At 30.1% G+C, this 19,800-nt stretch carries 15 protein-coding genes; 7 read left to right on the top strand and 8 right to left on the bottom strand.

The genetic code is table 11. From position 1 onward, the window contains the following. Window positions 1–471, top strand: a complete 471-nt coding sequence (locus tag GQS57_RS12530) for a DUF6495 family protein (protein ID WP_165733200.1) — start codon at window positions 1–3, stop codon at window positions 469–471. Window positions 472–671: 200 nt separating this feature from the next. Here the strand turns inward: GQS57_RS12530 and GQS57_RS12525 are convergent, their stop codons facing one another. Next, entirely contained in the window at window positions 672–1,598 is a 927-nt protein-coding gene (locus tag GQS57_RS12525; protein WP_165733199.1) for a sterol desaturase family protein, read from the bottom strand. Between the two features lie 254 nt (window positions 1,599–1,852). Between GQS57_RS12525 and GQS57_RS12520 the strand changes: the two genes are divergently transcribed. Further along, a complete protein-coding gene (locus GQS57_RS12520) occupies window positions 1,853–3,649 on the top strand; it encodes a long-chain fatty acid--CoA ligase (protein WP_165733198.1) in 1,797 nt (598 codons plus the stop codon). A gap of 221 nt (window positions 3,650–3,870) precedes the next feature. Here the strand turns inward: GQS57_RS12520 and GQS57_RS12515 are convergent, their stop codons facing one another. From GQS57_RS12515 to lysA, 7 genes are all read right to left on the bottom strand, one after another. Continuing rightward, on the bottom strand, window positions 3,871–6,201 hold the full coding sequence (locus tag GQS57_RS12515) for a type IA DNA topoisomerase (RefSeq protein WP_165733197.1): 2,331 nt from the start codon (window positions 6,199–6,201) through the stop codon (window positions 3,871–3,873). Between the two features lie 170 nt (window positions 6,202–6,371). After that, window positions 6,372–6,518 carry a hypothetical protein gene (locus GQS57_RS12510; RefSeq protein ID WP_165733196.1) on the bottom strand — a complete coding sequence of 49 codons (147 nt, stop codon included), beginning with the start codon at window positions 6,516–6,518 and terminating at the stop codon, window positions 6,372–6,374. 25 nt (window positions 6,519–6,543) lie between these two features. Beyond that, window positions 6,544–8,667, bottom strand: coding sequence for a Tex family protein (locus tag GQS57_RS12505; protein WP_165733195.1), 2,124 nt, complete (start codon window positions 8,665–8,667; stop codon window positions 6,544–6,546). 143 nt (window positions 8,668–8,810) lie between these two features. Next, window positions 8,811–9,326: a GNAT family N-acetyltransferase gene (locus GQS57_RS12500; protein ID WP_165733194.1), complete on the bottom strand. Its 516-nt coding sequence runs from the start codon at window positions 9,324–9,326 to the stop codon at window positions 8,811–8,813. 176 nt (window positions 9,327–9,502) lie between these two features. Continuing rightward, window positions 9,503–10,114, bottom strand: a complete 612-nt coding sequence (locus tag GQS57_RS12495) for a hypothetical protein (protein WP_165733193.1) — start codon at window positions 10,112–10,114, stop codon at window positions 9,503–9,505. 245 nt (window positions 10,115–10,359) lie between these two features. Beyond that, complete coding sequence (locus GQS57_RS12490) at window positions 10,360–10,971, bottom strand: fumarylacetoacetate hydrolase family protein (protein ID WP_165733192.1); 612 nt, start codon at window positions 10,969–10,971, stop codon at window positions 10,360–10,362. A 96-nt stretch (window positions 10,972–11,067) separates the two neighbouring features. Further along, window positions 11,068–12,297 carry a diaminopimelate decarboxylase gene (lysA, locus tag GQS57_RS12485; protein ID WP_165733191.1) on the bottom strand — a complete coding sequence of 410 codons (1,230 nt, stop codon included), beginning with the start codon at window positions 12,295–12,297 and terminating at the stop codon, window positions 11,068–11,070. A 302-nt stretch (window positions 12,298–12,599) separates the two neighbouring features. Between lysA and GQS57_RS12480 the strand changes: the two genes are divergently transcribed. The 5 genes from GQS57_RS12480 (at window position 12,600) to GQS57_RS12460 (ending at window position 19,748) form a co-directional block, all read left to right on the top strand. Beyond that, the gene (locus tag GQS57_RS12480; protein ID WP_165733190.1) at window positions 12,600–14,468 is read left to right on the top strand and encodes a DNA topoisomerase IV subunit B; all 1,869 of its coding nucleotides are present in this window, start codon (window positions 12,600–12,602) and stop codon (window positions 14,466–14,468) included. 60 nt (window positions 14,469–14,528) lie between these two features. Continuing rightward, window positions 14,529–14,870, top strand: a complete 342-nt coding sequence (locus GQS57_RS12475; protein WP_165733189.1) for a hypothetical protein — start codon at window positions 14,529–14,531, stop codon at window positions 14,868–14,870. A gap of 418 nt (window positions 14,871–15,288) precedes the next feature. Next, window positions 15,289–18,042 (top strand): DNA gyrase/topoisomerase IV subunit A, encoded by a 2,754-nt coding sequence (locus GQS57_RS12470; RefSeq protein ID WP_165733188.1) that lies wholly within the window; start codon window positions 15,289–15,291, stop codon window positions 18,040–18,042. 62 nt (window positions 18,043–18,104) lie between these two features. Further along, window positions 18,105–18,824: an aspartate/glutamate racemase family protein gene (locus GQS57_RS12465; RefSeq protein ID WP_165733187.1), complete on the top strand. Its 720-nt coding sequence runs from the start codon at window positions 18,105–18,107 to the stop codon at window positions 18,822–18,824. A gap of 51 nt (window positions 18,825–18,875) precedes the next feature. Next, entirely contained in the window at window positions 18,876–19,748 is an 873-nt protein-coding gene (locus GQS57_RS12460; protein WP_165733186.1) for a 7TM diverse intracellular signaling domain-containing protein, read from the top strand. Window positions 19,749–19,800: the final 52 nt, after the last annotated feature.

Genomic DNA, 19,800 nt, shown 5'->3' with positions numbered 1-19,800 from the left:
ATGAAATATAGACAACTTACCAAAGAACAATTCGAAAGCTTACACGAAGACTTTGCTCGTTTTTTAGCAACCCAAAGTATAGACGTTAAAGAATGGAATAAAATAAAAGAAGAAACACCACAAGTTGCAGAAGAGGAGATGAATGTTTTTTCTGATGTTGTTTGGGATAATGTGCTAACAAAAACAAACTATGTAGAACATTTTTCTAAAACCTCTGTAAACCTGTTTAAGTGTGATGCAGAAGAAATACATAGAATTGCTATTAAAGTTACTTGGGATATTAATTTACTAGAACAAAAAGGATTTGAGTGGTTAATGCAAAATCCTATGGATAATTCTGTTGAGATTTTTAAAGGCACAAAACCTTATAATAAAGAGGACAGAAATAGTGAAATTTTCGATTTAATAGAAAAAGGTAGCTCTATTTCTAAAGGAGAAATTTTTGAGTTTTTTAGTCAAATAACGTCTTAGTTTTATAGAAGCTATTTCCTATTTGGAATTTATCTTGTGCGTAGTAGAAAGACAGTATCTTTTTCGTACCTTAAAAAGTATGTTGTTTCAATCAAGGCTAAGTTTAATTGCATATTAACTGATTTAACTAAAAAAGGAATCTCAAATTTATTTTGAGATTCCTTTTTTTTATTTGACAAGTTTTGCTTTTTAAACAAATATTATTCTTCTTGTAAAGCCTTACGAGCTTGTTTTATTGTTAGAGTACTTCCATCATGGCTCCAACCTGGTGCGGCAAATGCATACATAAATTTATGATACCAGTTTTTAGATTTTTTCATATCATTCCAAATATCTTTATATTCATGTGTTAGAATAACAAACGGATTATAAGAATTTGGTGGGTGCGTAACTCCATATTTGATGTCAATATTTTCGTCGAATTCTTTAAAAGTACCAAACATTCTATCAAAAGCGTTTAAAAATCCACCATGATTTTTATCCATATACTCAAAGTTTTGAGCATGATGCACTTGGTGCATAGTATGTGTATTCAATATTTTATCTAAGAAACCTAATTTACCAATGTAAACGGTATGTAATTGAAATTGCCATAAAGCTTCAATACCTAAACAAACGACTAACATTTCTGGTGGAAAACCAATAGCAACAATCCAAACGTAAAAGAAAGGTTTGTAAAGAATGGTAAACCATCCGTTTCTAACGGCGGTTCCTAAATTAAAATTATCCGAAGAATGGTGTACAATATGTGCCGCCCATAAAAAACGAACATTATGATTTTGTCTGTGAAACCAGTAATAGCTAAAATCGTCTAATACCTGACAAATAAGCCAAATATACCAAGCATAACCAAAAGATTCATACCCCATAATATTTGTACGAACTCCATCAACTAAAGGATTGAATATTTCATAGACAAAACTAAAAAGTACAATTGCTGCGATTGTTTTTGTTAAAGGAGCTAGAATAGCAGAACCAATACCCATGGTAAGGCTAGCTGCTAAATCTTTCCATTTATAAATTTTCTTCTTTTCTTCTTTTTTATTGTGCTTACTGTATGTTAATTCGACTAAAATAAGTGCTAAGAAACATGGTACACCATATACTAGTGGGTTTGTAAAATCCATTTACTTTTTTAAAATTTTTGATAAAACTAAGGTAAAATATGGAAACAGCTATAGCTTTTAACATTAGTTATTGTTAAAAATATAATAAAAAGTTTAAAAAGGAAAATATTAATTTTTAATCTGTAAAATTTCATAAAAAAAAATGTAATTATAAACTGGTTTTGTATTTCATTAACATTAATATATGTACAAGTCATTGAAATATTCGTAAATTTGGTGGTTATAAAATCCTTATTATTAAAAATAATCGAAAGATGAATTATAAACATTTACTAAAAGTAATTAAAGATAACACTAGTCGATTTACAACTAAAGAAGCTGTTTTTTATAAAGATGAAGCTTCACAAAATTGGAAAGGTATTTCTTGGGATTCTTTTTATTTTCAAATTCAACAAGTTTCTAAAGCTTTAATCAATTTCGGAATTAAAGAACAAGACAATATTGGTGTTTTTGCTCAAAATATGACAGAGTGGATTATGGCAGATTTAGGGATTATGGGAGTAAGAGCCGTAACCATTCCTATTTACGCAACGAACTCTCAAAAGGAAGTAGAATACGTTGTAAACGATGCAGAAATTAGTGTGTTGTTTGTTGGTGATCAAGAAGAATTTGATAAAGTAGAATTAATATCTGAAAATAATAAATATCTAAAATTAATAGTAGCCTTAACTAGTACTGTAGATTTAAGAGGTCATAAAAACGCGGTTTATTTTACTGATTTTATAAATGCAGAATTTCCAAAAAGCATTGAAACTGAATTAGAAAAGCGTCATTCAGATTCTAAATTAGATGATTTAGCAAGTATTATTTACACTTCTGGTACAACAGGAGAACCAAAAGGTGTAATGTTAGATCATAATAATTTTGCATCCTCATTAAAAGCACATGAAGCAGAGTTAGATGTAGATGAAAATGATGTTTCTTTAAGTTTTTTACCACTAAGTCATATTTATGAACGTAGTTGGGTGTTTTTCTGTCTACAACAAGGAATTCAGGTGTATTTTAATCAAGATCCTAAAAAAATAGCAGATGTTTTAAAAGAAGTAAAGCCAACATTAATGTGCACGGTTCCTAGAATCTTTGAGAAAATTTTTGCGGCTATTCAAGAAAAAAGAAAAGAAGCTTCACCAACTAAAATGAAATTAGCAAGTTGGGCATTAGGAGTAGGGAACAAATACCACAATACCTATCGCCGTTTTGATAAAAAAGTACCCTTAATGTTAAAGCTAAAGCACAAAATAGCAGATAAATTGGTGCTTAGTAAATTACGTGATGTCTTTGGTGGAAATATAAAATTTATGCCTTGTGGAGGTGCACCTTTAGTACCAGATATGGTTTCGTTTTTTCATTCTTTTGCATTAAATATAAAATGTGGATATGGTTTAACGGAAACAACAGCTACAGTTACATTATTCGGAAATCAGTTTTTTGAATTTAATTCTGCAGGTAAACCAATTTCTGGAACCGAAATTAAAATTGGCGCTAATGATGAAGTTTTAGTAAAAGGTCCTGGTGTTATGAAAGGATATTATAAAAAAGCTGAAGCTACTGCTGAAGTTTTTGATAATGGTTGGTTTAAAACCGGTGATGCAGGAAAAATTGACGAATTAGGAAATTTGGTAATTACTGATAGAATTAAAGATTTAATGAAAACTTCTGGAGGTAAATATATTGCACCTCAAAAACTTGAAATGGCTTTAGTAAGTGATTCTTTTATTGAGCAAATTGCTGTGATAGGAGATCAACAAAAGTATGTTACAGCTTTGGCTGTACCTAGTTTTGAGAATATTAAAAAATATGCAGAAGAGCATAAAATTAGTTTTAAAGATATTGAAGATTTGATTGCTAACAATCAAATTAAAACGATGTTAGAAAAACGTTTTGAAGAACTGCAAAAAGAGTTTTCTAAGTTTGAGAAAATTAAGAAATTCACCTTATTACCAAAAGAATTTAGTATTGAAGCTGGAGAAATTACGGCTACTTTAAAACTAAAACGTAAAGTAATTTATAAAAAATACAAAGCACTTATTGATAAAATGTATGCTGAGTAAATAGTGTTTTTATTTACTGTTTGTGTAAAAGGCATGTGAGATTTCTCAATCGCTTAAAAAAGCTCATTTCGAAATGACAGTTGAGTGTTTATTTTAATTACGATATAAAACATACAGTTTGTCATTCTGAAGTATTAAGAATTCATAATATATTAAGCTGAATATGAGATTTCTGAATCGCTTAAAAAATGCTCATTTCGAAATGACAAATCGTTAAAATCTTAAGCACTTATAATTTTTATCACCAAATCTTTAGTCAATGGTTTTCCATTGGCTATTTTTTTGATGTTTTCAAAGGTGAAGACGAAATCACATCCATTTTTATAATTAGAACAACCATAGGCTGTTTTTCCTTTTAAGATAGTTCCTTGTTTACATTTTGGGCAAGTAATTTTATCCGAACTCTTTTCGACAGAGTTAGAAGAGACTACTTTTTGTTTAGGTTCTAATTTCAATTTAAAATCATCATCAAATCTAATTAAACCTTCAACTGAACCTGCATCTGTTTTAAAACCTTTTAAATTGGTAGTACAACCTTTATCAACCAATCTTATTAATTGATTTTCTGAAACCTTTTTTCCGTAAATTTCAAACGGAATTTTTAAATCGCAATTGTTTTTATATTCAGAACACCCAAAGGCAGAAGAACCTTTTAAGAGTTGTCCTTTTTTACATTTCGGGCAAGTTTTTCCTGCCACTTGTTTTTTTGTTGATTTTTTAGTTTTTGATTTAGAAGAACTCTCAACTGCATTCGAACTGACAGTAACGTTAGAAGTAATTCGTTTTTTAGTAGTGTTAGAACGGACCTCATAGACCAATTGATCTACCATTTTTTTCATGTTATTAATGAAAGTTCCTGCATTGAATTCTCCTCGTTCAATTTCTTTTAAACGTTTTTCCCAACGTCCTGTTAACTCCGCAGATTTTAATAGTTCGTTGTCAATAATATTAATTAAATCAATTCCTGTTTGTGTTGGTAAAACTAGTTTTTTCTTACGTTCAATATATTTTCTTCGGAATAAAGTCTCTATAATACTTGCTCTTGTAGAAGGTCTTCCAATTCCGTTTTCTTTCATTAATTCACGTAAATTTTCATCATCTACTTGCTTACCCGCAGTTTCCATGGCGCGTAATAAACTTGCTTCTGTAAAATTTCTTGGTGGTTTTGTTTCCTTTTCTAAAAACGAAGGTTCATGTGGACCTTTTTCACCTTTTACAAATGAAGGCAAGGTCATTTGCTCGTTTAATTCTTTCTTAATTCTGCTTTCTTCTGTTTCAAAAGCTACACGCCAACCTTTGGTTAAAATTTCTTTTCCGGTTGTTTTAAAAGGGACTTCCGCTGCTTTACCGATTACTGAAGTGTTAGAAACATCAGAATCTGGATAAAAAACACCAATAAATCTACGGGTAATAATATCGTACACCTGTTGTTGGTTATATTGTAAATTCCCCTGAATTCCGGTAGGAATAATCGCGTGGTGATCTGTTACTTTTTTATCATCAAAAACACGTTTCGATTTCTTTATTTTACTACCTAAAAGAGGTTGTGTTAATTCGCTATAATTGGTTAATTTAGATAAAATTCCGCCAATTTTAGGATATACATCATTTGGTAAAAAAGTAGTATCAACTCTTGGATAGGTCACCACTTTCATCTCATACAGTTTCTGAACCATTTTTAAAGTTTCATCCGCAGAAAATCCAAATTTATTATTACAATATACTTGTAATCCTGTTAAATCAAAAAGTTTAGGAGCGTATTCTTTTCCTTTCTTTTTGGTTACAGAAACAATTTCAAAATCAGATTCCTTAACTTTATTGGCTAAAACTTCTCCATCTTCTTGTTTTAAAAATCGACCGTCTTCGTAATTAAAAAGTGTATTTCTATAGGTTGTTTGTAATTCCCAATACGGTTGCGGTTTAAAATTTTCAATTTCAAAATAACGATTTACCAACATGGCTAGGGTAGGAGTTTGCACTCTACCCACCGATAATACTTGTTTAAAACCACCAAACTTTACAGTGTATAAACGAGTTGCATTTAAACCTAAAAGCCAATCTCCGATTGCTCTAGAATATCCTGCGTAATATAAATTGTCGTATTTTTCTGCTGGTTTTAAGTTTTTAAAACCTTCTTTAATAGCTTCCTCTGTAAGAGAAGAAATCCATAATCGCTGTACTTCTCCTTTGTAACCACATTGATTAATTACCCAACGCTGAATCAATTCACCTTCTGTTCCAGCATCCCCACAATTAATGACAACATCTGCTTTTTCAAATAAAGATTTTACAATATTGAATTGCTTTTTAATACCTGCATCGCCCGTAACTTTGGTATCAAAACGTTCAGGTAACATTGGTAAATTATTCAAATCCCAACTTTTCCAATGCGGTTTATAGTCTTTAGGTTCTAAAAGTGTACATAAATGACCGAATGTATAGGTTACAGCATAACCATTTCCTTCGTAGTAACCATCACGTTTTGTGTTGGCTCCCAGTATACTAGCTATTTCTCTTGCTACAGATGGTTTTTCGGCAATACAGACTTTCATTGATTATTTTTGTGAGCTCGAAATTAAGGAATTATTACAAATTTAATGACAATCTTTTGTGATTGTTAATAAAAATAAGACCCTTCAGGTTTTTAAAACCTGAAGGGTCTGAAATTAGTAATTGTTTATGGAATATTAATTTTTTTATTTTCTAAAAGTTAATATATATATTACTTCAATTTTGAAAGTTCTTTTTTAACATCCTCCCAAGTTGTTTTTTTCTTTTTGTTAGATTCATTAACTTCTTGTTGTATCTCATCCTTTTGAGAATCTGTTAAGTCATCCCAAAGATCATTTTTTTCTATTTTATTGCTCATTTTATAAAGATAAGGAATTATTATTTTACTTCACCAAAGCCAATTGAATTCGTTTTCTAACTACATCTACCTCTATTACTTTTGCAATAATTTGTTGTTGAAGATTTACAATTGCACTTACATCTTTTACAAAAGTATCTGACAAATTAGAAACATGAATTAAGCCACTTTCTTTGATTCCAACGTCTACAAAACATCCAAAATTGGTAATGTTATTTACAATTCCGGGTAATAATTGTCCGACTCTTAAGTCGGCAATCGTTTTAATGTTTTTATCAAAAGAAAATACTTTTGCTTTGGCTCTTGGGTCTAAACCTGGTTTTTCTAATTCTTTAATAATATCTTCTAGAGTAGGTAGGCCAATAGTTTCTGTAATATAGTTTTTTAGGTTTATTTTTTGAATCAATTCTTTGTTACCAATAAATTCAGAAACTTTTATGTTATTATCTTTGGCCATTTTATCAACCAAAACATAACTTTCTGGATGCACGCCGGAATCATCTAACGGATTTTTTCCTTTTTTAATTCGTAAAAAACCAGCAGCTTGTTCGTATGCTTTTCCGCCTAAACGAGGTACTTTTTTAATGGTATTTCTAGAGGTAAAAGAACCATTTTCATTTCTATAATTCACAATGTTTTCTGCCAATTTTGGTCCAATTCCAGAAACATAACTCAACAAAGATTCACTTGCCGTATTAATGTTTACACCAATGGTATTTACACAACTTTCTACGGTAGTATCAAGAGATTTTTTTAGTTTTGTTTGATCTACATCATGCTGATATTGGCCAACTCCAATCGATTTTGCATCAATTTTTACCAATTCTGCTAAAGGATCTTGTAAACGTCTTCCGATGGAAACAGAACCACGAACGGTAACATCATAATTTGGAAATTCATCTCTTGCAATTTTAGAAGCCGAATAAATAGACGCACCAGCTTCACTCACTACAAATACATCAACCGGGTGTTTAAACTCAATTTTTTTAACCAATTGCTCGGTTTCTCTTGATGCAGTACCGTTACCAATAGCAATGGCTTCAATTTTATGCGCTTCTGCTAAAGAGCTTATTTTTTTGATAGCTTCTATGGTTTGATTTTGTGGTGCATGCGGAAAAATAGTTTCGTTATGTTCTAAATCTCCTTGCTCATTTAGACAGGCAATTTTACAACCAGATCTAAAACCAGGATCGATTGCTAAGATTCTTTTTTCACCCAAAGGAGCACCTAAAAGCAATTGTTTTAAGTTTTTAGAAAATACGGTTATAGCATCTTCATCTGCTTTTTCTTTTGCTAATGATAATCTTTCGTTAGATAAAGATGGATACAATAAGCGTTTATAAGCATCTTTTATAGCGAGTTCTATTTGTGGAGTGCATTCGTTTTGCGTACGAATAATTCGTTCTTCCATTTTTTGAAGGGCTCTTTCTGTATCAATTTCTATTTTAACACGGATAAATCCTTCATTTTCGGCTCTTAAAATTGCTAAAAATCGATGAGATGGAATTCTGCTTAAAGATTCGCTCCAATCAAAGTAATCTTTAAATTTTTGAGCTTTTTCATCTTCAGACTTTGTTTTTATTACTTTAGATGTAATTGTAGCATAACGTTCTAATTCTCGTCTAATATTATTTCTGATATCTGTGCGCTCATTAATCCATTCTGCAATAATGAATCGTGCACCTTCTAATGCATCATCAATAGTTACAACTTCCTTGGACGTGTATTTAGAAGCGGTATGTTCTAAGTCGTTTACACGCTGACTCATCATCATTTTTGCCAGTGGTTCTAAGCCTTGTAAACGAGCAGTTTCTGCTTTGGTTTTTCGCTTTTTCTTAAAAGGTAAATACAAATCTTCTAAAGCAATTAAATCTTTAGAAGTAGTTACTTTTTGTGTTAATTCTGCTGATAAAACATTTTGTTCTTCTAAGGTTTTTAAAATTGCTTTTTTACGCTTTTCTAAGGCTTCAAAAGTTTCTTTAAACTTGACAATATCACCAATTTGAACTTCATCTAAATTACCTGTCCTTTCCTTTCTATACCTACTGATAAAAGGAATTGTAGCATCTTCATTTAACAATGAAATAGTGTTTTCTACAGATTTAGAAGAAAGTTGTGTTTGTTGAATTATATATGAAAGTAACTGCATTTTTTATATGAATTTGATCAGAAAAAAGAACCTCATAAAGTCGAATTTATGAGGTTGTAAATATAGTAGATTTTTGTATTCTTGAGCACAGTAGAAAGGTTAAAATAGTTCTCGAATGTACTCGAACGGATAAAGGTTTTATTTTAAGAAATCACTTTCTCAAAAGCCAATCTTTTTGCATTGTAGCTTGTGTAAATAATTCCGCAATAAGTATAACCCAATTTCTTTATTAAAGATTGCATTCCGAGGTTGTCTTCATGCGTATCAATCTTTAAACTTTCTATTTTTTGATCTTTTAATTGTTGATGAAATTCATTGAAAAGAAATGTTGCCAGACCTAATTTTCTAAACTTTTTTTTAATTGCCATTCTATGGATTACTCCGTACACTTTATCTTCATCTACCAACCAATTTCCGTCTATAACTTCTTTGTAAGTTGGTTCTTTTTTGAATGTAAACATAGAGGTTGCCATAACAATATTGTCATCATTTACAACAACATAACTTTCATTATTTTTGATGTCATTTTCTACTTGCTCAGCATTCGGATATCCGTTTTGCCATTGATCAATATGTAAGGATGCTAAGAGTTCTTTGGCATCATCTATAATTGTCATTATTGCAGGAATATCTTGTAAAGTGGAACGTTTTAATTGCATTTAAAGAGGTTTTAAAAGAAATGTAAATTTAAGTAAAACCGAAAATAAAGTTTACTCTTTTTTATTATTTATTAATCTGACTTAAGTTTTTTTAATGGCATTATTTGTAGACCTATGTTCTTCTAGTTTTTTCTATATGGATTATAGAGTAACTTATACTACTTAAGAATTATGTTTTATTCGCGTTTGTCAATTTCAATTGCCTTTTTATAAAAACTCTCAAATTGAACTTTGTCATATTTTACTCGCATTGCAGCTAAAACATCGTATAAACCTAAACTGCACCACTCCCAAAGCATGGTGTCGAAGTTGTATTTATACATTTGTTTGCCAACTTCGTCACGAATTTTTTGGATTTCTATTTTATCAATTCCAACTCCGTTTAAGTTCTTTTCAATTCTTTTTTCCTCTTCAGTTGTCAATTCAGTATCAAGATAAGGTTCTAGAATCCAATCCCAATTCCAGCTATGTTTTTTAATTTTTATGTTATTAGTTTTCGCAAAACTTAGAAGTGCTGATTTTTGTTCTGATGTTATAAAAACAATATCGTTATCGGTATAAATTCTACAAACTCCAAACTCTGTACTTATAAAATTGATTTCGTTAGCACTTATTAATTTGTTAGGATAAGCAATTGAAGGTTGAAAAGGATATTCGGAAATAGAAATTTTATGTTCTCTAATTTCTGATTTTCCAATTCCGCATAAAAAGTTATTCATTTCATAATCAGTTGCATTAAAAAAGGCTCCACTTTTTTTTCCTTTAAAAATTTTTTTAATGAAATTCATGGTTTTTGTTATGTTATGAGGAGTGTAGTTATATCTTGAATTTGCGATTTTTAGTAAACTAATAGTAGGAGTGGAGATTCAACTTTTTTAATCAAACACTAATTTTAATATTTAGTATTCTAGGTAAGTATTTTTGTGTTTTAAATCTCGTTTACATCTTTCAACATACTTATATCAAAAAATAAAACACCTTTTTTATAGATGTCTAAAAAAGGTGTTTTATTAATTTTGAATACTATTTGTATTTATATCATTTTAAAATCTAACAACAATTCTCCGTTTACAGAACATTGTAATTGATCTCCTTTAAAAATTTCTCCTTTTCCTAGGGCAGGAGTTCCTGTAAAAATTAAATCTCCTGGCTGTAACGTCATGTATTTAGAAATAAACACAATAATATCAGCAAAATCATGAATCATATACGCTGTATTACTTTTTTGCTTCTCTTCTCCGTTTATTTTTAAATCGAAATCAATATCACCTAAATTATAATCAGAAACCGGTTTAAAACTAGAAATAGGAGCAGCACCATCAAAACCTTTCGCAAAATCCCAAGGATGTTTAGTTTCTCTAGCGTCTTTTAAAATATCTGTAGCGGTATAATCAATACCAACAGCAATTTCAGAAATGTAAGAATTTGCAGTTTCTTTAGAAATGTTTTTTCCTTCTTTACCTATTTTAACAACCAATTCTACTTCGTAAATTAACTCGTTTGTAATGCTACTTGGGTACTCCACATCACAATTAACAGCTAAACTACTTTCTGGCTTAGAAAAGATAAACTTTTTTGCATTCTTTTTTTCTGAAATGTCTTTTAAGTCAGTAATGTAATTACTTCCAATTCCTAATATTTTCATTTTAAACTTGTTTTAATTGTATAAGGTAAATTTAATAAAAAAATCCACCAAAAAATATATTTTCTGATGGATTTATAACTTGTTTAAAAGCTTTTCTTAAGCTTCTACTTTTTCTGTTTTAGAAAAATCTACTACAACTTGGTTGTGTAAAATATCTTGAATTGTTTGTCTTTTTCTAATAAGGTAATCTTTTCCTTTATGCACCATAACTTCTGCAGGAATGTAGCGAGAGTTGTAGTTAGACGCCATTGAAAAACAATATGCACCTGCGTTGTGGAAACATAAAACATCTTCTTCTGAAATCTCTGCAATTCTTCTATTTGATGCAAATGTATCCGTTTCACAAATATAACCTACTACCGAATAATAACGATCTCTTCCTTTTGGGTTAGAAATGTTGGTAATATGGTGGTAAGAATCGTACATCATTGGTCTTACTAAGTGATTGAAACCAGAATCTACATGTGCAAAAACCGTAGAAGTTGTCTGTTTAACAACATTTACTTTCGCTAAAAAAGAACCTGCTTCTGAAACTAAGAATTTACCAGGTTCAAACATTAAAGTAATGTCTTTACCATAATCTGCACAAAATTCATTGAATCTTTCTGATAATTGCAAGCCTAATTGCTCTATATCTGTAGAAATATCTCCTTCTTTATAAGGAACTTTAAATCCACTTCCAAAATCGATAAAATCGATGTTTTCGAATTGTTTAGCTACATCAAATAAAATATCAGAGGCACGTAAAAAAGTATCGATATCTAAAATATCAGAACCAGTATGCATGTGAATTCCGTTGATATTCATCCCAGTATTTTCTACCACACGTTTTATATGAGGTACTTGGTGAATAGAAATTCCGAATTTAGAATCGATATGACCCACAGAAATTTTAGAATTTCCACCTGCCATAATATGTGGGTTGATACGCACACAAACAGGAATATCTGGATGTTTTTGTCCGAATTGCTCTAAAATAGAAAGGTTATCAATATTAATTTGAACACCCAATTTAGCAACTTGTTCAATTTCAGATAAAGAAACACCATTTGGCGTGTAAATAATATCGTGAGGCTCAATTCCTGTTGTTAAACACAGTTGTACTTCTTGAAAAGAAACAGTATCTAAACCAGAACCTAAGTCTTTAAAGAACTTTAATATATTAATATTAGAAAGTGCTTTTACAGCATAATTTAACTTTAAACTTTTAACACTACTAAAAGCATTTGTTAGTCTGTTGTATTGAGATTCTATTTTATCTGTATCGTAAACATATAACGGACTTCCGTATGTATTTGCTAACTTAATTAATTGTGCGTTTTTCACTTTGTTTTATTTTATATCAGACGTCAAAAGTAATAAAATTGTTCAGTAAATAATGACTTGTTTAAAAATATAACATATTGTTTTTTTTTGTGATTTTTATGCGGAATTTGTATTTTTGACTTACAGTTAAATTTGATGATTTTTACCTTAATTTTTTTAGATTTTATTTTTTATAAGTTGATGAGATTTAGAGAAAAAAAGCGTTAAAATCATGTTGATAACTAATTGTCTGAACCCTTTTATTTTAGCTTGTTTAATGCTATTTTAGCAAGGCTTCAAACCTAACAATAGTAACATATTTCATGAGTCAAGAAACAAAATATACCGAAGATAATATCAGGTCTTTAGACTGGAAAGAGCATATAAGAATGCGTCCCGGAATGTACATTGGTAAATTGGGCGATGGGTCTTCTGCAGACGATGGAATTTACATTCTTGTAAAAGAAGTTTTAGACAACTCTATAGATGAGTATGTTATGGGCGCCGGAAAAACCATTGAAATCTCTATTCATGGAAGCAAAGTTATTGTTAGAGATTACGGACGTGGAATTCCTTTAGGGAAAGTAGTTGACGTAGTTTCTAAGATGAATACTGGTGGTAAATACGACTCTAAAGCGTTTAAAAAATCGGTAGGTTTAAATGGAGTTGGTACAAAGGCTGTAAATGCACTTTCATCATTTTTTAGGGTAGAATCTTCTCGTGAAGGAAAATCTGCTTCGGCAGAATTTAGCCAAGGAAATTTAGAAAATGAAGAGTTTTTAGAAGAATCATCAAGAAGAAAGGGAACCAAAGTTTCTTTTATACCGGATGAAGAAATTTTTAAGAAATACAAGTTTAGGAATGAGTATGTAGCAAAAATGTTAAAATATTATGTGTATTTAAACCCCGGTTTAACCATAATTTTTAACGGCGAAAAATTTATTTCAGAAAACGGACTGAAAGATTTATTGGAAGATAATAACAATGTAGAAGATATGTTGTATCCAATAATTCACTTAAAAGGTGATGATATAGAAGTTGCCATTACGCATAGTAAAACGCAATATTCAGAAGAATATCATTCTTTTGTAAATGGGCAACATACCACACAAGGAGGAACGCATCAATCTGCATTTAGAGAAGCAATTGTAAAAACAATTAGAGAATTTTACGGAAAAGCTTTTGAAGCTTCGGATATTCGTAAATCTATTATTTCTGCAGTTGCCATAAAGGTAATGGAACCTGTTTTTGAGAGTCAGACAAAAACAAAATTAGGTTCTACAGATATGGGAGGCGATTTACCAACTGTAAGAACCTACATAAATGATTTCTTAAAAACAAAATTAGATAATTACCTGCATAGAAATACAGATGTTGCAGATGCGTTACACAGAAAAATTGTTCAGGCAGAAAAAGAAAGAAAAGAACTTTCAGGAATTAGAAAGCTAGCAAAAGACAGAGCTAAGAAATCTAGTTTACACAATAAAAAATTACGTGATTGCAGAGTTCATTTAGGTGATACAAAAAAAGAGGCCTATCTAGAATCGACACTTTTTATTACTGAGGGAGATTCTGCATCTGGTTCTATTACTAAATCTAGAAATGTAAATACACAAGCAGTTTTTAGTTTAAAAGGAAAGCCTTTAAACTCTTACGGATTAAGTAAGAAAATTGTGTACGAAAATGAAGAGTTTAACCTTTTACAAGCCGCTTTAAATATAGAAGATGGTTTAGAAGATTTACGTTATAATAATATTGTAATTGCAACGGATGCCGATGTAGATGGTATGCATATTCGTTTGTTATTGATTACATTTTTCTTGCAATTTTTCCCTGAATTGATAAAAGAAGGGCATTTGTATATTTTAGAAACTCCGTTGTTTAGAGTACGTAATAAAAAGGAAACTTTTTATTGTTATTCTGATGAAGAAAAAAGAGATGCTATTGCAAAGTTGAGAGGAAAACCAGAAATAACTCGATTTAAAGGTTTAGGTGAGATTTCGCCAAACGAATTTGTTCATTTTATAGGAAATGATATTCGTTTAGATCCTGTAATGTTAGACAAAGAAATGTCTATTGAGCAAATGCTAGAGTTTTATATGGGGAAAAATACTCCAGATAGACAGAAGTTTATTATTGAGAATTTAAAGGTTGAATTGGATACTATAGAGGATGAAGAGAGTCTATCTTAAATCTTTTCCGAAGGAAAGGACTTTGATTAGTTTAGGATGCTGGAAATAAATGAAACCATAATGAATAAAGAAATATCAGAAGTAAGAAGAGTTTATACCAATACCGACATTCAAAGAAAAATTTCGGATGTTTTACGTAATTTTAATGAGAATGAATTAGATGAATTTTGCAATAAAGAATATAGTAAAGAACTTTTTAATTTAAGTTTTAGTTTACTTGTTAAGTATCATAAAAAGGATTCAATAGATAGCAAGAACGAATTAATTAAAAGAAATGGATTAAATCGTTGGACATATAAGTATAACATTGAATCTAAAATTACATTTATGCTATCTCAACACAATGGTATAAACGTCATGATGAATTTGTTCAAAGATGGCTTAATAAAAACAATTAATTAGAGGAGCCAAATTGGCTCTTCCAAATAAATAAAGACCTCAAAGGTTTTTAAAACCTTTGAGGTCTGAAGAAGTTATTAAAACAAACTTTTTTTAAAGTTTAGATAATAAAAAGAAAATGAATAATCACGATAAAAATATAGAATTGGTGTTTATGTCATTGCGAGTAACGAAGTAATTTTATGTGTAAAATAAAGATTGCTACAGAAAGTGAAAAATTTTCTTCGCAACGACAAGAAGAAAGAACCAAAATTGTTTTTAAAAAAGATTAAGATTAAAAAATATAGTTGGCAAGTACGCTGCGTTAGGGATTGAAGCGACATCCTTTTTGCTTTTTTTGCAAAAAGATACAGCGAAAAGCCCGTTAAAACGCTAAAAAAATAAAATAAGTAAACTCTTAAACGAATAAACGTTTTTTTAAATGAGTGAAGAAATTAACGAGAACGAACACGAAGAAGAATTAACGAATCCTGAAAATCAATCTGATTCTCTAGAAAACTCTGCAGAAGCAGTAGAAACCATAACTAAAGTTACAGGAATGTACAAGGAGTGGTTTTTAGATTATGCTAGTTATGTAATTTTAGAAAGAGCGGTTCCGTCATTAGAAGACGGGTTAAAACCTGTGCAGCGTAGAATTATGCATTCTATGAAAGATTTAGATGATGGACGTTACAATAAAGTAGCGAATATTGTTGGTCACACCATGCAATATCACCCACATGGTGATGCTTCTATTGCTGATGCTATGGTGCAAATTGGTCAGAAAGAATTGCTGATTGATATGCAAGGAAACTGGGGAAATATCTTAACAGGAGATAGAGCTGCCGCTTCTCGTTATATTGAAGCGCGTTTGTCTAAATTTGCCTTGGATGTTGTTTTTAATCCAAAAACTACAGCTTGGAAAATGTCTTATGACGGACGAAGAAAAGAGCCGATAGATTTACCAGTAAAATTTCCGTTATTGTTAGCGCAAGGAGCAGAGGGAATTGCGGTTGGTTTGTCTACTAAAATATTACCACATAACTTTATTGAATTAATAGACGCTTCTATAAAGTACTTAAAAGGGAGAAGTTTTAAAATTGTTCCTGATTTTTTAACAGGGGGAATTGCAGATTTCACTCATTATAATGATGGTAAACGTGGAGGAAAAGTTAGGGTTCGTGCTAAAATACACCAACTTGATAAAAAGACGTTGGTAATTACTGAAATTCCGTTTTCTACGACCACCACCACTTTAATTGATAGTATTTTAAAAGCCAATGATAAAGGGAAGATTAAGATAAAGAAAATTGAAGATAATACAGCAGCGGAAGTAGAAATTTTGGTGCATTTACCACCAAATGTATCGCCAGATAAGTCGATTGACGCATTGTATGCTTTTACAAGTTGCGAAACATCTATATCGCCTTTAGCATGTACTATAGAAAATAATACACCTGTTTTTGTAGGTGTTTCTGAAATGTTAAAGCATTCTACAGATTTAACAGTAGAGTTGCTTAAAAAAGAATTAGAAATTCAGTTAAACGAACTTGAGGAGCAATGGCATTTTTCTTCTTTAGAACGTATTTTTATTGAGAACAGAATCTACCGAGACATAGAGGAAGAAGAAACTTGGGATGGTGTAATTGAGGCGATAGACAGGGGGTTAAAACCGCATATTAAACATTTAAAACGTGCGATTACTGTAGATGATATTACACGTTTAACAGAAATTAGAATTAAGAAAATATCTAAGTTTGATATTGACAAAGCACGTCAGTTTATAGAAGGTTTAGAAGAGAAAATTGCTGTAGTTAAGAATCATTTAGCAAATTTAATAGAGTTTGCAATAAACTACTTTAAACGTTTAAAAGAGACTTACGGAAAAGATAAAGAGCGTAAAACAGAAATTAGAATTTTTGATGATATTGTGGCTTCTAAAGTGGCAATGAATAATGCAAAACTCTATGTAAATAGAGAAGAAGGTTTTATTGGAACTTCTCTTAAAAGGGATGAGTTTGTAACCGATTGTTCTGATATTGATGATGTTATTGTCTTTAGAAAAGATGGGGGAATGATGGTGTCTAAAGTAGGTTCTAAAACTTTTGTGGGTAAAGATATTATTCATGTTGCTATCTTTAAAAAGAAAGACAGAAGAACGGTTTATAATTTTATGTATAGAGATGGTGCTAGAGGAGCATCTTATATGAAGCGTTTTAATGTTACCTCTGTTACTAGGGATAAAGAGTACGATTTAACTAATGGAAATAAAGCATCTATTGTACATTACTTTAGTGCAAACCCAAATGGAGAAGCAGAAGTTGTAACGGTTAATTTACGTGCAGCTGGTAGTGTTAAAAAATTAAAATGGGATATAGATTTTGCCGATTTAGCTGTAAAAGGTAGAGCGGTAAGAGGTAATAGAATTACAAAGTATGCTATTAAATCTGTAGATTTTAAATCTGAAGGTGTTTCTACATTAAAACCTCGTAAAATTTGGTTTGATGATACTGTGCAGCGTTTAAATGTTGATGAAAGAGGAGAGTTGTTAGGGGAATTTAGAGCAGAAGATAAGTTATTAATTATTACACAAAGTGGAAAAGCAAAAGCGGTAAAACCAAATTTAGCGATGCATTTTGAAGATGATATGATTGTCTTAGAAAAATGGAAACCTAACAAGCCAATTTCTGCAATATATTTTGATGGTGAAAAAGAGCGTTATTACGTAAAACGTTTCTTAATTGAAACAACTGAAAAAGAAGAAGAATTTATTTCTGATCATGTAAAAAGTCAATTAGAAATTGTTGCGACGGATTATAGACCAATTGCTGAAGTTCAATTTTCTAAAAGAAGTTTAGAAAATGAAGAAGTCAATTTTGAAGAATTTATAGCTGTAAAAGGAATAAAAGCGCAAGGAAACCAGTTAACAACCGATAAAATTAAACAAGTTAGTTTATTAGCATCTTTACCTTTTGAAGAACCAGAAGAAGAAGTATCTAATGATATAGAGGTTGTTGATGAGGAAGTTGTTGAAGATGAATTGCCTATTGATATTCCGGTACCGGAAACTAAAAAACCAATTTTAGAAGAACTGTCTGCTGAAGAGAAAGCAAAAATTGCATTGCAAAAATCGATAGCAAGAAAAAAAGCAGAGCAGAAAAAAATAGATGATGAAAATCAGACTAAGTTGTTTTAAGTTCTTTTGGTTTTAATATGTAAAGTTGAATAAAGTTATTATAATTAGCTTAAATTATAAGGGTGAAAAAAATAGGTTTAATTGGAGGTATCACACCAGAATCTACCATTTTATATTATAGAATTTTAAATGAATTGAATGCTAGCAATTTAGGGAAACCTCATTCTGCAAAGGTAATTATCAATTCTTTAGATTTTGGCCAAATATCTAAACTTCAAAAAGAAGGAAGATGGGATTTGTTAGATCAATTAATGGCAGATGCTGGAAAAAGTTTAGAAAAATCTGGAGCAACTTGTATTTTAATTTGTGCAAATACGATGCATTTATGTATAGATGCTGTTAATAAAGTAGTCAATATTCCTGTTCTTCATATTGCAGAAGTAACATCGAAAAATATTATTGAAAAGAAAATTAAAAAGGTTGCTTTACTCGGAACAAAATATACTATGGAAAAAGATTTTTTTATAGATGTTTTAACTTCGTTTGGTATAGAGGCAATGATTCCTAATGCTAAAGAAAGAGAAGTAATTCATAATGTAATTTATGAAGAACTTTCTGTTGGTAACATAAATCCAGTTTCAAAAGAAAGGTATTTAAAGATTGTTAAGAGGTTAATTAAAGGTGGGGCGGAAGGTATTGTTTTAGGATGTACAGAGATTCCATTATTAATTTGTCAAGAGGATATTTCTGTACCTGTTTTTGATACAACAACAATTCATGCAACTACTGCTTTTAATCTTTCAACTAGAAACCAACAACAGCAGCAACAACAGCAACAATAAATTTATTTTTTTAGAACAAGTAAAATTTTAGAACGATATACGCAACGTTAAATGAGATATAAATTAATAATCTTATTTTTATTTTATCATATTGTAAGTTTTTCACAAGATGAAATTTATTTTTATAAAGATGTAGATAATACTCTTACTCTAAAAAACGTTAAGGAGAAAGAGTTTGTTTTGCTTAAAGATCAAATAAATGAAGGTTATACAAACGCTACATATTGGTTTAAAATACCGGCTTACCAAACAAAAACAAAATATATTTTTAGGTTTTCTTACGACAGGTATAATGAAGCAACTGTGTATCAAGGTTTTTATCATATAGATAAACTACCAAATCAAAGATATTTAACGTATTCTTTTTTTAGAGATTACGATGTGTTTATTAAAATTAAGCCAAAGCTTCATTCAACTTTTCCAATTGAATTTAATACAGAAGAAGTCTCTTTGTTAAATCAAAAACACCAACTCATATTTAATTGTTTTTATTACGGCATTACTTTTCTTATTATTCTCTATAATTTCTTTTATTATATATTATTTAAAGATGCTGCATTTCTATATTATTCTTTGTTTTCAGGTTTTATGTGTTTCGGTATTTATACAATGGACGGAATGCTCAATTTTTATAACCTTAGTGAAGGGCTTAAAGACTTTATAATGGTTTTAAACTATATCTTAATGGTATATTTTTCTTCCAAATTTGTGAATAGTTATTTATCTTTAGATTGTTATTATCCAAAACTAAAAAAATATAGTTATATAATTGGTGCTCTTATCGTTGTAATGGGTACTCTATATTTAAGTCTAAAAAATTATTATTTTTTACTGACCTTAAGTGTATTGGTTTTTTCATTAATTTTCACATATTGGATTGCTTCCATTTTATTGTTTAATAAAAATATTGAGTTAGTCATTTAGTTTCCGTATCTTATAGCTTTAAAACATTGATATATGGATAATTTTGAAGGTC

Source organism: Polaribacter sp. 20A6 (assembly GCF_011378915.1).
Lineage (GTDB): Bacteria > Bacteroidota > Bacteroidia > Flavobacteriales > Flavobacteriaceae > Polaribacter > Polaribacter sejongensis.
This window is presented reverse-complemented; position numbering and strand designations above follow the sequence as displayed.

What these genes read in the sequence shown, in the direction of transcription:
- GQS57_RS12530 (WP_165733200.1), top strand. Translation starts at nt 1, where the DNA reads ATGAAATATAGACAACTTACCAAAGAACAATTCGAAAGCTTACACGAA.
- GQS57_RS12525 (WP_165733199.1), bottom strand. Translation starts at nt 1,598, where the DNA reads ATGGATTTTACAAACCCACTAGTATATGGTGTACCATGTTTCTTAGCA.
- GQS57_RS12520 (WP_165733198.1), top strand. Translation starts at nt 1,853, where the DNA reads ATGAATTATAAACATTTACTAAAAGTAATTAAAGATAACACTAGTCGA.
- GQS57_RS12515 (WP_165733197.1), bottom strand. Translation starts at nt 6,201, where the DNA reads ATGAAAGTCTGTATTGCCGAAAAACCATCTGTAGCAAGAGAAATAGCT.
- GQS57_RS12510 (WP_165733196.1), bottom strand. Translation starts at nt 6,518, where the DNA reads ATGAGCAATAAAATAGAAAAAAATGATCTTTGGGATGACTTAACAGAT.
- GQS57_RS12505 (WP_165733195.1), bottom strand. Translation starts at nt 8,667, where the DNA reads ATGCAGTTACTTTCATATATAATTCAACAAACACAACTTTCTTCTAAA.
- GQS57_RS12500 (WP_165733194.1), bottom strand. Translation starts at nt 9,326, where the DNA reads ATGCAATTAAAACGTTCCACTTTACAAGATATTCCTGCAATAATGACA.
- GQS57_RS12495 (WP_165733193.1), bottom strand. Translation starts at nt 10,114, where the DNA reads ATGAATTTCATTAAAAAAATTTTTAAAGGAAAAAAAAGTGGAGCCTTT.
- GQS57_RS12490 (WP_165733192.1), bottom strand. Translation starts at nt 10,971, where the DNA reads ATGAAAATATTAGGAATTGGAAGTAATTACATTACTGACTTAAAAGAC.
- GQS57_RS12480 (WP_165733190.1), top strand. Translation starts at nt 12,600, where the DNA reads ATGAGTCAAGAAACAAAATATACCGAAGATAATATCAGGTCTTTAGAC.
- GQS57_RS12475 (WP_165733189.1), top strand. Translation starts at nt 14,529, where the DNA reads ATGAATAAAGAAATATCAGAAGTAAGAAGAGTTTATACCAATACCGAC.
- GQS57_RS12470 (WP_165733188.1), top strand. Translation starts at nt 15,289, where the DNA reads ATGAGTGAAGAAATTAACGAGAACGAACACGAAGAAGAATTAACGAAT.
- GQS57_RS12460 (WP_165733186.1), top strand. Translation starts at nt 18,876, where the DNA reads ATGAGATATAAATTAATAATCTTATTTTTATTTTATCATATTGTAAGT.